Below are 14105 nucleotides of genomic sequence, written 5' to 3' on the forward strand. Positions count from 1 at the left end.
CCGTCAGCGACCCGATCTTGGTCCATCCGCGGCTTACACGGTTGTCATGACACGGCCGTGGGAGTGGCTTGCGCGGCTTGCAACGAGCAGTCCACCGGGTCCGCGTTCCTCAACGACCTCAACGCGGGAGGAGACACTGTCCCGGGCGTCGACTACACGGTCATCCAGACCAGGTATGACGACGTTGTCACGCCCTACACCAACGCCTTCCTCAAGCCCGCTCCCAACGTGAAAAACCTCGTCCTCCAGGACGTCTGCGGACTCGACTACACCGACCACCTCGGCATCACCTACGACCCGATCGCGCAGCGCGAGGTGCTCAACGCGCTCGACCCGCAGCACGCGAAGAGGCCCAGCTGCGTGTTCGTGCCCCCGGTGATCAGCTGAGATACCCCCGCCTCGGGGTAAAAACGCGAACACTTTCGCCGACTTGATTGCGCCCGCTCCGGCCGCGATGTCACAGTCGGTGACATGTTCTGGCTGCTCCCCGACACCTGGACGCCGCACGACGAGGCCGAGCTGGTCGCCGGATGGCGGCTCTGGCTCGAGCTGAGCGACCGCGCGTGGCCCACCGCGTCGTGGGACGGCACCCCGTCCGGCGCGGTGGGCCCGTTGCGCGAGCTCCTCGACGCGTGCGACGAAATCGAGCGCACGTGCCGGGAAACGGCCGAGCCGTCCGCGGAGTTCACGGACCTCGTTCAGCCGCTCGTGCTGTGCGCGAGCGCGGTCATCTGCCTCTGGTGGGACGACCACGCCCCGCTCGACTCCACCCGCGCCAAAGCGCTCCACGAGGACCTGCGCCGCTTTTCGGCCCTCGCGGAGCGCGTCCTCACGCTGTTGTCCGCCCACGGCGGCTGGACGGAGCTCGACGCGGCCCGCCGCCACCCGGCTTGAGCCGGTATTCGGCGAAACTGCTCACCAGCGTGCCTTCGCCTTGGGTTAGTGCGGGCAAGGCCTGTTCCAGTTCGTGTGCGGAGGCGGCCGGGAGGTGACCGTCCACAGTGCATCGGTCACCGGTGATCACTGGTTCGCCGGGTACTGCGCGAAGTTCGACGAGTTTGCGCAGCACCGCGCTGGTCGCGGAAGCGGGTGCTTCGATTTCGAACGCGTGGACCGGTTCGTACACCCGCGTTCCGGCCTGGCGCAACGCTTCCTGCAGCACCAACCGGGTCATGCCGCGGAAATCCCCGGCGGTGCTGGCTGGCGGGTAGAACGCGGTATCGGTGAGGGTGACCACGCAGTCGATTACCTCCCGGCCGTGCAGGCCTTCGCGGAGGATTTCGTGCACGGTGTCTTCGACGGCTTTGTGAAACGACAGCGGCAGCGAGCCGAGTTCGACTTCCAAACGGTAGTCGGTGCCGGAACCAGGCGGGCCTGGGTTGACGCGAAGTCCGACTGTGGCCCAGAAGAACACGCGCTCGTCGGGAGCAGGATGGCGTACACGGTGTCCTGTCCCGTGTAGACGTTCGACTAGCAGCGGGCGCGATTCCTCGAATTCGGCGGCGATTCCGAACTCTTCGGTGAGCGTTGCCCGAATTACTTCCTTCTGTACTTCGCCATACAAACGGACGGTGATTTCCTGGTCCTGCCGGCGGATGCTGATCAGCGGGTCCTGTTCGGACAGTCGCGTCAGCGCGGTGTACAGCGCGCTGGTCTGGTCAGGATCGACTGGATATACCAGCGTTTCCAGGCTCGGCGGGGCGAAGAACCGGTTCTGGGAAAGGTCGGCGCTGTCGCCCAGCCGGTCGCCGATCCGGATCTCCGGAAAACCCCAGACGCGTGCGACATCCCCGGCCAGCGCCTCGCCGGACACCGGGGTCGCGCCGTGTTCGAACACCCGCACTGCGGACGGGCGGCCGACGCCTTCCGTGTCCAAGCGTCGGAACGGCACCGGTCGGCGCGCCGCCAGCGCGCCGGAGAACATTCGCACGTAAGCGATTTTCTCGCCGGAACGCCCGCGTTCGATCTTGAAGACGGTGGCGTCGAGAGGTCCGTCCGCGCGGCGTTCGCGGGACGGCAGCAGTTCGTAAACTCCGGAGATGAGGTCGCGCACGCCAGCTCCGGTGACGGCTGAACCGAAGAAGACCGGATACACCGAGGCGGCGGCGACCTGACGCGCCAACGCATCGCGGTAATCCATTGAGGACGCTTTACCGGCCACATAGGACTCGAGGAAGACGTCATCGCCAGCGAGTGCGTCCGCTAGGCGCTCGTCGAAGGGCAGCGGTGTCGGTCGGGCATCGGTGGTGCCGATCCCGGTCACCGTGCTCATCGCGACACAGCGCGGGGAAAGCTTGGTACGCAAGGATTCTAGCAACGAGTTTTCGCGAGCACCGGTGCGGTCGATCTTGTTCACGAACACGAGCACCGGAATGCCGAGCCGGACGAGCGTGCGCATCAGCACGCGGGTCTGGGCTTGCACGCCTTCCACCGCGGACACCACGAGCACCGCGCCGTCGAGTACACCGACGGCGCGTTCGACCTCCGCGATGAAATCCGGGTGGCCAGGGGTGTCCACGAGGCTGAGCCGGTGGCCGGGCGTGCTGACCGCCACGACGGCGGACTTGATGGTGATGCCGCGCCGGCGTTCGAGGTCGAGCGAATCGGTCTGGGTGTCGCCGTCGTCGACCCGACCGGCGTGGTCGATCACGCCGGTCTCGAACAGCAGCCGTTCGGTGAGGCTGGTTTTACCTGCGTCGATGTGCGCCAGGATGCCGATGGTCAGTGCTTTCATGCGTGCGGAAGTCCTCAGATACGGGTGACAGGCCGAACTGGGGTCGATCGGACTGTCGGCGCATCGGGGCTCCTCGCACGTCGAAAACCGGAAAACACGGCCGCGAGCAGGCGAACACTCGCGGATATCGGCACGGTAGCGCCGGGTCGGGCGCGGTGTACAGCGAGTTTTCGGTGCCTGTCGGTTTCCTGTCGATCACTGGCTGACACCCCCGCGGCGGTGTTCGGTGCCCTACCGTGAGTCGGGTCAGTTGAATTTTCACCTACTGGGAGCTGTCTCCATGTTGACTCGAGTCAAGGACGTCGCGCTGCTGCTCGGCCGCATCGGCATCGCGGTGGTGTTCTTCGCCCACGGCCTGCAGAAATGGGACAGCGGCGTGGGCGCGACCGCCGACATGTTCAGCCAGATCGGCATCCCGCTGCCGAGCGTCTCCGCGTTCCTGGTGATCGTGCTCGAACTGCTCGGCTCGATCGCGTTCGTCGTGGGCTTCCTGCTGCCGGTGGTCGCGATCGGCTACGCGATCAACATGGCCGGCGCGCTGATCTCGGTGCACGCGGCACACGGCCTTACCGGTGAGGGCGGCTACGAGCTGGTGCTGGTGCTCGGACTCACCGCGCTGGCGCTGGGCTTCAACGGTGGCCGGCTGTCCCTGGACCACGTGCTCTTCCACCGTCGCCGTCAGGGTGCGGGAGAACTGCAGAACGCCTGAGTACGTCGTGAGTGGTGGCACCGGTGAGGACCGGCGCCACCCGCTCACGAGGTCAGGTCGGCGGTGGTGCGTTCGGCCTCGCGGCGGGCGGACAGTTTCGCCGGGTCGGCGTTCGTCATCTGGACCAGGTGCGCGCTGGCGGCGAGCGGGACGAGCAGGCCGTCGAGCACGCCGTCCGGCACCGTCCAGTCCATCGTGGACAAAACTCGGTCGGCAGCGGTCAGGCCGAGTTTTGCCGCGCGGGCAGTGGCTTCCGCCCATACTTCGTCCACAGTGGAGGAACCGAGCGCCGGGGTGTCGCCGGTGGCCGGCTGCGTCGGGAAGAACTGGTCGCCGGACATCCGCGCCTCGGAGAGGTAGTCGAGCGCTCCGCCGGACGGCGGCGTCGAGAGGCCTCGGCCCATCGGGTCGAGCGACACCACCGCGACGGCCGGGGCGTCGATCTCCTCGTCCGGGCTGGTGAACACGACCCGCGCACCCTCGGGCTCCGCGACCACACGGGCACCGCACCACCACGCGCCGAGCAGCACGCCCGCGGTCTGCCAGTGCGCGGGCAGCCGCACCGCGACGGCGTCGCCCGGCTCCACGTCGAACTCGTCGACCAGCCAGTTCGCCGTTTTCGCGGCCCAGTTCTGCATCGTCGCCACGGACAGCTCGACCCGGCTGCCGAGCCGGTCGTCGTAGTGCGTGATCAGCGGTTTCGCCGACGAGGCAAGAAGCGGGCGCAGCAGCTGCTCGGTGAGGCTCATGTCCTCAGGCTAGTCGCGGCGTCAGTCGACGCAGGGCACGCCCGGGATTCCCGAGTCCAGGCCCTGCGGCACCGCTCCGGCCGCCGCGCCGCCGCCTCCGTTGCCTCCCGGGCTTCCGGTGGTGGTGCGTCCGGCCAGTCCGGCCACGAACTTCTGCACCGCGGCCGGGTCGACCTCGACGATGCTCTGCCCGTCCTCGCTGCGGCCGTTCGTGGTGATCACCGGGATCGTCGCGAAGGCCAGGTCGCCGGACGCGACGCCCTTGACCTGCTGGGCGAATTCGAGCACGTCGAGGCTGTCGTCGAGGACGAACGACCGGTGCACGGCGTCCATCAGGCTGTTCAGCGTGCTCGGATTGGCGAGCGTGCCCGCGGACAGCACCTTGCGCATCGCCGAGGACAGGAACGCCTGCTGCCGCTTGATCCGGTCGAGGTCGCCGTTCGGCAGGTTCTTGCGCTGGCGCACGAAGGACAGCGCCTCGCCGCCGCTCACCGTCTGCACGCCGCGGCGGAAGTTCGCCCCGGAGTCCTTGTCCGACGTCGCGTGGTTGAGGCACACCGGCACGCCGCCGACCGCCTCGGTGATCAGGTAGAACCCGAGCAGGTTGATCTCGGCGTAGTGGTCGATGCGCGCCTGGGTGAGGTCCTGCACGGTCTGGACCAGCGCCCGTCGTCCGGCGGCGTCCGAATCGCGCGCGATCTTCGCCTGGTCGTGCTCGCCCTGCGCGCGTTCCTCCTGCTCGGCGTGCGCCTTGGCGACGCCGTACGCGGAGTTGATCTTCGCTTTGCCCCGGCCCGGAACGTCGACCCAGCTGTCGCGCGGGATGGACACGGCGGACGCCTTGCCGCCGTTCTTCGGGATCCGCAGCAGGATGATGGTGTCGGTGTTGATCCCGGCTTTGTCCTCGGTGCGCAGCGACTTCAGCATGCTCAGCGGGAGCGGATTGCCCTGCTGGTCGGTGCGCGCGTCGCTGCCGACGAGCAGGATGTCGGTGCCGCCGTCGTCGGCGGGCGGGGCCGGGGGTTCGCCGGCGCGCGGGGTGAGGACGTCGGCGGTCGCGACGTTGTCCTGCAGCTTGTCCTTGGTGACGTACGCGTAACCCGTGCCGCTCAGCGCGAGCAGGGAGACCAGGCCGATCGCGACGCGGCGCGTGATCCGGGTGGCCCGGCCCGTGCGGCGCTGAGTCTCCGGCGGCGGAGCGGGGCTCGACGGCTGGGGGAGTTCGACGCGCGGGTGCGGGGAGGGCTTCCACTCAGGAGCGGCTTCCTCTGCCGCGGCGGCACCTTCGGCAGCGGCGCCTTCGGAGCTGGCGGCGGCTTCAGTGCTGCTGGCACCCTCGGCGCTGGCGACACCCTCGGTAACCGGCTCGGTTTCCGCGGCCGCGGTGTCCTCGGTCACCTCTTCGGCTACGGGCTCAGCGGCAGCATGCTTCGGCTCCGTCGTTCCGTCGGATCCGTGGTCCGAGGCGTCGGAAACCGCTGGACTGTCGGCGGAATCCGCCGTCCGGTCCGGTTTGTCCTGGTTTTCGCTCACCCCGGTTACCTCCCCGTTCACCAGCGTACGGCCTGCGGCGCGCCGGCACGCTGGGTGCTCGACTCTAGTTGACGCAGGGGACATCGCCCGCCGTGATGAGCGGTGCGGGTGAGTTCGAGGGTCCGGACGAAGGCGGTCCGGACGGGGGCGACGAGGGCGGTGCGGCAGGCGGGGCCGAGGACGTCGAGGCCGGCGCTCCGGCCGTGTCGCGTGCGTCCTTGCCGAGGATCACCCGGACGTGCCCGGCGGCGACGTCGGCGTCCGGTTCGGCCTGTGCGTTGCTGCCGAGGGTTTGGCGGACGAGATCGGCGGCGGCCTCATCGGACGGGTGGTAGCGCAGCACGGTGGTCGCGCGGGTGGACAGCTTCGTGCTCGTGCCGAGCTGGAAACCCTTGCCCTGCAACAGACTCTGCACCTGATCGGCGGCACTCGAACCGGACCCGTCGAACAGTTCGACGGTGACCTTTTCGGCCCCGGGCAGCGGCGCGTTGCTGGGTTCCGGTGCGCTGCCGTCGGAGGTCAGCCGGTTGATCTCGGCGCGGACCTTCGCCGGGTCGACGCGCAGCACGTCCGCGCCGCCCAGCACCGCGTTGCCCTCGGTGGGGATGGTGTGGAACTCGACGTTGCCGCCGGTCAGCCCGCGCATCTGCTCGACGAACTCGGAGAGGTCCCAGCCCGCGGACAGCACCACGGATTTCTTCACCGCCTCGATGAGCTGCGCGATCCGCACCGGGTTGGCCAGCACGTCGGACGAGAGCACCTTGGTCGCCAGCCCGGACAGGAACGCCTGCTGGCGCCCGATCCGGTCGAGGTCGCCGTTCTGCAGGCCGTAGCGCTGCCGGACGAACGCGAGCGCCTGCACACCCTCGATGGTCTGCTTCCCGGCGGGCAGGTCGACGCCCGACTTCTTTTCCTTCACCGGGTTCTTGAGGCACACCTGCACGCCGCCGATGGCCTTCGTGACCTCGTAGAAGCTGGCCAGGTTGACCTCGGCGTAGCGGTCGATCATGCCCGGTTTGCCGATGAACTTCTCGAGCGTCGCGACGAGGTTCTTGCGTCCGGCGAGCTTGGCTTTCTCGTCGACGTCTTTGAGGTCGGCGTTGCCCTTGGCCTGCAGCGTCTTGGCGGTGTCGTTGTAGGCGTAGACGTACGCGCTGTTTAGCTTGTGCTTGCCGAAGCCGCCGGTGATCTCGACGTAGGAGTCGCGCGGGAAGGAGATGGCGATCGCGTGCTCCCCGTTCTGCGGGATGTGCACGAGAATCATCGTGTCGGTCTGCTTTTCGCCGTCGGACTCGCCGGCGTGCAGCATGTCGAGCACCTCGCGGGGCAGCGGGTTGCCCTGCGCGTCGGTGCGGCTGTCCTGGCCGACCAGGAGGATGTCAATAGCGCCGTCGAGCGGTTTCGCGTGCGGCTGCTGTTCGCCGAAGATCGCCGTGGTGGAGAAACCGGACTGCGGGTCGCCGATGAACTGCCAGCCGTACCAGGTCAGCGCGAGCACGACCACGGACACGACGGACATCAGGATCTTCCCGCTTCGCCGCAGCACGACGACCACGCCGCGACCGCGGTGCACCGGCAGCGGTGTCCCCGGCCATTCGGCCACTGTTCCTCCCCAGGATGCCCGCGCTTTTCGCGCTTTGCCCGACTCTACCGACTCTCGAGTGAGCCACCCGTAGGCTGGTGGCGAGAGTGCCCGGTCGGGCGGAAGGGTGGATGAGGATGCGGGTCCTGGTCACCGGCGGTGCCGGGTTCATCGGTTCGCACTACGTACGGCAGGTGCTGTCGGGGGCGTATCCGACGCTGGCCGACGCCGAGGTCGTAGTGCTCGACAAACTCACTTACGCGGGCAGCGAGGCGAATCTCGCCCCGGTCGCCGACAGCGCGCGGCTGCGCTTCGTGCGCGGCGACATCTGCGACACCGCACAGGTCGCCGAGCTGATGCGCGGCGTCGACCTGGTCGTCCACTTCGCCGCGGAGTCCCATGTGGACCGCTCGATCCTCGGTTCGGCGGACTTCGTGCTCACCAACGTGCTCGGCACGCAGACGTTGCTGCAGGCCGCGCTCGAGGCGCAGGTCGGGAAGTTCGTGCACGTCTCGACGGACGAGGTGTACGGGTCCATCCAGGACGGTTCGTGGTCGGAAGACCACGTGCTGGAGCCGAATTCGCCGTACTCGGCCTCGAAGGCTTCGTCGGATCTGATCGCGCGCTCGTACTTCCGCACGCACGGGTTCCCGGTGTGCGTCACGCGGTGCTCGAACAACTACGGCCCGTACCAGTTCCCGGAAAAGGTCATCCCGCTCTTCGCGACGAACCTGCTGGACGGCAAGAAGGTCCCGCTGTACGGCGATGGTCTGAACATCCGCGACTGGCTGCACGTGGACGACCACTGTCACGGAATCCAGCTGGTCGCCGACGGCGGTCGCCCGGGCGAGATCTACAACATCGGCGGCGGCACGGAGCTGACCAACCGGGAACTGACCGAACGCCTGCTCGCGGCGACCGGCGTCGGCTGGGAAATGGTCGAACCGGTGGCCGACCGCAAGGGCCACGACCGGCGGTACTCGGTCGACATCGCGAAGATCAGCGGCGAACTCGGTTACGCTCCGCGGGTGTCGTTCGAGGACGGTTTGGCGGAGACGGTGCGCTGGTATGCCGACAACCGGTCGTGGTGGGAGCCGCTGAAGGCCCGCGCCGCGCTCGGCACGTCCTGAAACCCTTGTCGCAGTAGGAGGTACGCCGGTGCGGCTGGCAGTGCTCGTGCCCGGCGGTTCCGGTCAGCTAGGCCGGGACCTGGTGAACACCGCGGGCCCGGAAACGGAAGTGATCGCGCCTTCGTCGGCGGAGCTGGATGTCACGGCTACCGGCCAGGTGATCGCCGCGGTGGGCGAACTGGCCGAGCGGGCCGCGGCTGCCGGAGCAGTGCCAGTGGTGATCAATGCTGCCGCGTATACGGCGGTCGATGCCGCGGAGTCGGACGAGGCCCGGGCGTTCGCGGTGAACGTCGACGGGCCTCGGGTGCTGGCTGCGGCGTGTACTTCACGGCGGGTGCCGTTGATTCACGTCTCCACGGATTATGTTTTTCCTGGGGACGGGAATCGGCCTTATGAGGTTGATGACGCGTTGGGGCCGCAGAATGCTTACGGACGGACTAAGGCCGCTGGGGAGGACGCGGTTCTTGGTTCGGGGGCTTCGGCCTGGGTGGTGCGGACTAGCTGGGTTTACGGGAAGACCGGGGCCAATTTCGTAGAGACGATGCGAAGGCTGGAGTCCGAACGGGATCAATTGTCGGTGGTGAACGATCAGGTAGGGGCCCCCACCTGGTCGGCTGATCTTGCCCGGGGTTTGTGGGAGCTCGCCGGAGTGGTTGCCGCTGGGCGGGGACCTGCGGGGAACGTCCTTCATTGCACTGGTGGCGGCGAGACTTCCTGGTACGGATTTGCCCGAGCGATCTTCGAGGAGATCGGGGCCGATCCTGCTCGGGTCACCCCCTGCACGACCGAAGAGTTTCCCCGCCCCGCCGCCCGCCCCGCCTACTCTTTGCTCTCCAACGCTTCCTGGCGAGACGCCGGACTAACTCCTTTGAGGGATTGGCGCGCAGCTTTAAACAGCTACATCCACGCTTAAGAAGACAAAGCGCCAGCCCCCTCCCTGCTCCCCGATACGAAGCCGCCCTGCGGTCTGGGGGTGCTTGTCAAGGCATCTTTCCCGCCTTGACAAGCACCCCCAGACCGTCAGCACAATTACGGCTCGGGGTGCCTTTGTCTTGGAGGTTCTTTTCCGGCTTCGCCGGCAGCGGTTTTATGCGGCGTTACGCCTCGGTCGCCTGGCGATATGCGTCCAGGGTGCGTAGCGCGGTGTTGTGCCAGGTGAAGCTGGCCGCATGAGTTCTGCGGGCGGTAGACGTCGCGAGACCGTGAGGGTCGGTTACAGCTTGGCGCAGGGCCTCCGCGAGGCCGTCAACGTCGTCATACGGGACCAAGGTGGCGCAGTCTCCCGCGACCTCGCGCAGAGCGGGAATGTCCGTGCAAACGACGGGAACATCCGAGGCCATCGCTTCCAAGACAGGCAAACCGAAGCCTTCATCCCGCGAAGGAAGCACAAGGGCGGCAGCACCAGCCACCACAGTCCGAAGGTCCACATCGGACAGATACCCAGTCTGTCCAGACCTCGGCAGCCTCGGAAACGGTCCAGGGCCAGCGAAAACCAGCGGCGGCAAATCCGGTGCGGCGGCATGAGCGGCGGCCAGCCAGTCCAGGCCCTTGCGCGGTCCGGCGGCACCGGCGAACAGCAGGTACTTCTCCGGTAGCCGCAGCTTCGCTCGCACCCCGTCATCCGGCGGTCGAGCGGTGAACCAAGCCGGATTCACGCCCAGCGGGGTGGCGATGATCTTCGACCGGTCAACGTCCAGCTTCTCGGCGACCGCGTCCGCAACAGCCTCGGTCGGCGTGCAGATGACATTCGCTCGATGTGCGCCACGCCGGACCAGTTCGGGCAGGGTTCGGTCGGAGTGGGCCAGTTCCTGAGGGGCGTCGATGAAAGCCAGGTCGTGAATGGTCAGAACTCCAGCGGCACGGAGGCGGCCGGGGAGGACGAAATTCGTGCCATGGACGACATCGGTGGGGCCGGCGAACAGTTCCACTGGGGGCAGCTGGGTGCGTAACCAGGTGGCTCGCAAAAGGCGGGCAGAGACCGGCATTCCCCGAGCCTGAACCCCATGCGGCAAAACGTGCCGCAATTTCCGCCAGCCCCGCAAAGTGAAAGCGACGGCGCGAAGGTCCACTTCGGACATCGAAGCGAGTTCTTCGCTCAGTGCGGCCGTGTACCGGCCAATCCCGGTCCGGGAACCGAGCAGAGGGGTGCCGTCTAGCAGGACGCGCAGCGGACGGTCAGCCACGGCGCAACCGTTCCCGTGCCACCTTCGTGACTCGTCCCGCTGCTCGCTTTGCCAACTCGCCTGGTCCGCCAGCGGCGAGATATTCCTTGACCAGGGCCAAATCTCGCCGTACCAGCGCGGCTCCGCGCACTGGGTCGCTGACCGTCAGGTCCGCACCGCCGGGCAGCCGGTCGGCGGCTGGGCGCGGGTTCCGGCAGAATTCCACCAGCGGTTTCAGCGCCTCCGGCCAGGCGTACCGCTGGGCGACCACTCGGATTCGTTCGACGCAGGCGTCGGCGAATTCTCGGTCGTACAAGGATTTCTCTAACGCGTCTGCCAAGGCACCGGCGTCTTCGGCGGGGACTACGACGCCGAGGTTCTCCGCGCGGACGAGGTCGGCGAAGGCATCGCCGTCTGTCGTCACGATGGGCAAACCGGCCCACAGGTAATCCAGAACCCGGGTGCGGAAAGCGAAAGTGGTCTCGACGTGTTCGTAATGCGTGGTGACGCCGCAGTCGGAGTCGAGAAGCCAGTTCTGTCGGTCCGAATACGGGACCCATTGTTCGTTGAAGAAGACGTTCTTGTCCGTAAGGCCCAGGGAATCCGCAAGCCGCACCGTACGGGCGCCGATGTCCATTTCGGCGACTTCGGGGTTCGGGTGCTTCATGCCGAGGAACACGAGACGGGCGTCGTCGCGGCGGTGGCGGAGCAGGTCGAAGGCGCGGATCAGGGTCAGCGGGTCGAACCAGCTGTAGACGCCGCCTGCCCACAGGACTACGCGGTCGGATTCGCCGATGCCAAGAGAGGAACGCAAGCCCGGACCAGTGCGCGTCGGGGCTTGGGGGGAGAGGCCGAAGGGGACGACGGCCAGCAGCGACTGAGTCGTCGGGTCGGCGTCGTAGAGGCGCGGGGACAGACGGCCGAGTGCGGCTAGGTGGCCTAGCCAGAAGTGTCGCTGGCGTTCGGAAGCGCAGAGGAAGAAATCGGCGCGTTCGAGTTGGGCGTCCAGGACTCGGGTGACGCCGGCGAGGTCGAGAGCGCGCTGGTCGTCCGGGGCGTCCTTGCCCTGTTCCAGCAACTCCAGGTGCATCGGGTCGTAGACGTCAGCGACCACGATTTTGTTCTCGTGCTGCTTCTTCAGCGACGGGGCCAGTTCCAGTACGTGGCCCTGCAAGATCACGACATCCGCCCATTCGATGGGGCCGTCGAGATCGCGGTGTTTGCCCGAGCTGACCTGGAATGCCGCGGGCGGAGGCGAGACCAGCGGGTTGGTGGTCATGAGGTGCACGTCGTGCTCGGCCGACAGCGTCGAGGCGATGTTCCACGCCCGGATCGCGGGGCCGGCCATTCGCTCGGTAATGGAATCGCCGGTCAGGACGAGGATCTTGCGGCGCTGGCCGAAGACGTCCTTGATGCCGAACGCTTCGACCAGAATCTCGTGCGCGCGCAGGTAGTCCGGCAGCGGGTAGGCGGGCTCAAGTGCCTTGCGCAGCAACGGAAGCAAGTCGGCGTCGGTGCGTACGCGGGCGGTTTGCTCAATCGTCCGCGACTCGGCCAGCGAAGGCATCATCTCGACGAATCGGTCCACGGCCAGCACTCCGGCGAGCGTGGTGCGCGGGACCGAGATGTCCGAGGTGTCGACTGGGCCGACGCCCTTCTCGAGGTTCAGCTGCTCCGGGTCGATGCCGCCGCGTGCGGTCGCTCGGCGGACGGCCAGTGCGAGTGCGGCGGGCAGGGCGCGGGCGAGGGATTCGTCGGAGAGGTTTTTGTACAGCGCGGCCAGTGCGTTGCGTTCCAGCAGGAAGGTCTCGCGGCCGGTGTCCGGTGCGTCGACGGCGGACATGGTGCCGTGGTGGCGGTGGTAGGTGAGCGATTCCGGCACGTAGCGGACCCGCCAGCCGCGCAGGTTGAGGCGCCAGCCCAGGTCGACGTCCTCGTAGAACATGAAGAAGCGCTCGTCGAAACCGCCGAGTTCGGCGAAGACCGAGGCGCGCACGAACAACGCCGAGCCGGTGCCGAAGAGGACGTCCTTGGCGACGTCGTGCTCGGCCTCGGGCACGTCCGCGAGCGGGCTGCCGGCGTGGCGTTTGTAGCCCATGCCGAACCAGGTCAGACCCGCGTCCACGAAGTCGGTGCCGGTGCCCTCCCAGTCGACGACCTTGCTCGCCACCGCCGCGACGGTCGGTTGCGCGCGCAGTTCGGCGACGGCCGCGGAGACCCACGCCGGAGCGGGGCGCGCGTCGTTGTTGAGGAAGCCGAGGACGGTGCCGTTCGCGTGCTTCGCGCCGAGGTTGCAGCCGCCCGCGAAACCGGTGTTGACCGGCGACTCGATGAGCTGGACATCCGGCACCGCCGCGCGGATGCGGGCCGCGTCGTCGCCGCCGGAAGCGTTGTCGACGCAGATCAGTTCGACATTCGCGTAGTCCAGGTCGGCTCGCAGCGCCCGCAGGCAGGTGATGGTGTCGTCGGCGCCGCGGTAATTCACCACGATCACCGAGACGAGCGGTTGCGGGTCCCCCACTGCCAAGACGAGCTCCTCCGTCGAATTTCCGCCCAGCTTAAAGGCCAGCCCAGGCTTCCCAGATCGCGCCTCGGCCCAGCGCCGAGATCCGGCTCACGCGACCGCGTTCCCGCAGGGTGCGGGGGAGCCGGAGAAAGATCTCCGCCAGTACGCGTAAGCGCAGCGCCGGGTCGAAGTTCGCCGCGTCCGGACGGTGTCTGCGCAGCGGCAGCAAAGCGGTGATCGCGGCGAAGCGGGCCAGTTCGCGGAATGCGACTTTAGTAGGGGCGCAGCGCAACAGCATGAGCAAACGGTTGCGTTCATTCCACTGGTGAAATTGCGGTGAACCGGGGTTCGTACTGGCCCCGTGCAGGTGCTGGACGCGTGCCTTCGGCGCGGCGACGACGTGCCATCCGGCCAGCCGAAGCCGCCACGCGGTGTCGGTGTCCTCGTAGTAACAGAAGAAACTCGCCGGGACCCCGCCGACCTCGCGCACGGCCTCGGTGCGCAGCAGCGCGGCGCCGCCGCAGAAGCCGAAGACCTCGTCGCTGGGTGCGGTGAGGTCGGCGCCGTGGCCGTCGGCGGTGAGGCGGACGCCGGTGGACTGGGTGCTGCCGTCGGGCAGTTCGAGCCGGGACGTGACGGCGGCGGCGAGCGGTTGGCTCTCGAGGGTGTCCTCGAGGACCGCGAGCCAGTCCGGTTCGGGCGCGGCGTCGTCGTTGAGCCAGGCGACACGCGGGGTGTCGATCCGGCTGAGCGCGTGAGCCATCGCACCGGCGTATCCGGTGTTTCGGCGCAGTCGGAGGACCTCCGGATGGCTGGGGTGCGCGGCCAGAATCGTTGCGGTGCCGTCGGTTGAGGCGTTGTCGACCACGAGTGTCCGATGTGGACGGTCCTGGGCGGCGAGCGCGTCGAGACACGCGGCGAGGTGGTCTGCCCCACGCCAGGTCACCACGACGACGGTGGTGCCGGATTCCTCGCTGGTCACCTGGGAGAGAATAGCGGC

General features: G+C 67.8%; 12 protein-coding genes. 5 read left to right on the forward strand and 7 right to left on the reverse strand.

What is annotated here, in order from left to right:
* Positions 1 to 57: 57 nt before the first annotated feature.
* Together ACFORO_RS40435 and ACFORO_RS40440 are read left to right on the forward strand one after the other, a co-directional pair.
* On the forward strand, positions 58 to 387 hold the full coding sequence (locus ACFORO_RS40435; RefSeq protein ID WP_377873689.1) for a hypothetical protein: 330 nt from the start codon (positions 58 to 60) through the stop codon (positions 385 to 387).
* An 84-nt stretch (positions 388 to 471) separates the two neighbouring features.
* On the forward strand, positions 472 to 894 hold the full coding sequence (locus tag ACFORO_RS40440; RefSeq protein WP_344288753.1) for a hypothetical protein: 423 nt from the start codon (positions 472 to 474) through the stop codon (positions 892 to 894).
* Here ACFORO_RS40440 and ACFORO_RS40445 read toward each other — a convergent pair.
* Complete coding sequence (locus ACFORO_RS40445) at positions 830 to 2734, reverse strand: GTP-binding protein (protein WP_377873690.1); 1905 nt, start codon at positions 2732 to 2734, stop codon at positions 830 to 832. The two genes, ACFORO_RS40440 and ACFORO_RS40445, sit on opposite strands and share 65 nt — an antisense overlap.
* A gap of 280 nt (positions 2735 to 3014) precedes the next feature.
* Between ACFORO_RS40445 and ACFORO_RS40450 the strand changes: the two genes are divergently transcribed.
* Complete coding sequence (locus ACFORO_RS40450; protein ID WP_377873691.1) at positions 3015 to 3443, forward strand: DoxX family protein; 429 nt, start codon at positions 3015 to 3017, stop codon at positions 3441 to 3443.
* A gap of 44 nt (positions 3444 to 3487) precedes the next feature.
* Here ACFORO_RS40450 and ACFORO_RS40455 read toward each other — a convergent pair whose 3' ends face one another.
* The 3 genes from ACFORO_RS40455 to ACFORO_RS40465 all read right to left on the reverse strand — a co-directional run bounded on the left by ACFORO_RS40455 (position 3488) and on the right by ACFORO_RS40465 (position 7328).
* A complete protein-coding gene (locus tag ACFORO_RS40455) occupies positions 3488 to 4192 on the reverse strand; it encodes a TIGR03089 family protein (RefSeq protein WP_377873692.1) in 705 nt (234 codons plus the stop codon).
* Between the two features lie 21 nt (positions 4193 to 4213).
* Entirely contained in the window at positions 4214 to 5590 is a 1377-nt protein-coding gene (locus ACFORO_RS40460; protein WP_377873716.1) for an LCP family protein, read from the reverse strand.
* Between the two features lie 199 nt (positions 5591 to 5789).
* Positions 5790 to 7328, reverse strand: coding sequence for an LCP family protein (locus tag ACFORO_RS40465; protein WP_377873693.1), 1539 nt, complete (start codon positions 7326 to 7328; stop codon positions 5790 to 5792).
* A gap of 116 nt (positions 7329 to 7444) precedes the next feature.
* Here ACFORO_RS40465 and rfbB point away from each other — a divergent pair, with 116 nt between their 5' ends.
* Together rfbB and rfbD are read left to right on the forward strand one after the other, a co-directional pair.
* Positions 7445 to 8437, forward strand: a complete 993-nt coding sequence (rfbB, locus tag ACFORO_RS40470; protein WP_377873694.1) for a dTDP-glucose 4,6-dehydratase — start codon at positions 7445 to 7447, stop codon at positions 8435 to 8437.
* Between the two features lie 28 nt (positions 8438 to 8465).
* Positions 8466 to 9350, forward strand: a complete 885-nt coding sequence (gene rfbD, locus ACFORO_RS40475) for a dTDP-4-dehydrorhamnose reductase (RefSeq protein ID WP_377873695.1) — start codon at positions 8466 to 8468, stop codon at positions 9348 to 9350.
* Between the two features lie 184 nt (positions 9351 to 9534).
* Here rfbD and ACFORO_RS40480 read toward each other — a convergent pair whose 3' ends face one another.
* The 3 genes from ACFORO_RS40480 to ACFORO_RS40490 are packed head-to-tail and all read right to left on the reverse strand — an operon-like array spanning position 9535 to position 14087.
* Complete coding sequence (locus tag ACFORO_RS40480) at positions 9535 to 10620, reverse strand: glycosyltransferase family 4 protein (RefSeq protein ID WP_377873696.1); 1086 nt, start codon at positions 10618 to 10620, stop codon at positions 9535 to 9537.
* Positions 10613 to 13126 carry a glycosyltransferase gene (locus ACFORO_RS40485; protein ID WP_377873697.1) on the reverse strand — a complete coding sequence of 838 codons (2514 nt, stop codon included), beginning with the start codon at positions 13124 to 13126 and terminating at the stop codon, positions 10613 to 10615. The genes ACFORO_RS40480 and ACFORO_RS40485 overlap by 8 nt, the downstream gene beginning before the upstream one ends.
* A 31-nt stretch (positions 13127 to 13157) precedes the next feature.
* Positions 13158 to 14087, reverse strand: a complete 930-nt coding sequence (locus tag ACFORO_RS40490) for a glycosyltransferase family 2 protein (RefSeq protein ID WP_377873698.1) — start codon at positions 14085 to 14087, stop codon at positions 13158 to 13160.
* Positions 14088 to 14105: the final 18 nt, after the last annotated feature.

This window comes from Amycolatopsis halotolerans, from assembly GCF_042647905.1.
GTDB classification, from domain to species: domain Bacteria; phylum Actinomycetota; class Actinomycetes; order Mycobacteriales; family Pseudonocardiaceae; genus Amycolatopsis; species Amycolatopsis halotolerans.

Coding starts and splice junctions, on each gene's coding strand:
- ACFORO_RS40455 (WP_377873692.1), bottom strand. CDS start 4,192: ATGAGCCTCACCGAGCAGCTGCTGCGCCCGCTTCTTGCCTCGTCGGCG.
- ACFORO_RS40445 (WP_377873690.1), bottom strand. CDS start 2,734: ATGAAAGCACTGACCATCGGCATCCTGGCGCACATCGACGCAGGTAAA.
- rfbB (WP_377873694.1), top strand. CDS start 7,445: ATGCGGGTCCTGGTCACCGGCGGTGCCGGGTTCATCGGTTCGCACTAC.
- ACFORO_RS40440 (WP_344288753.1), top strand. CDS start 472: ATGTTCTGGCTGCTCCCCGACACCTGGACGCCGCACGACGAGGCCGAG.
- ACFORO_RS40450 (WP_377873691.1), top strand. CDS start 3,015: ATGTTGACTCGAGTCAAGGACGTCGCGCTGCTGCTCGGCCGCATCGGC.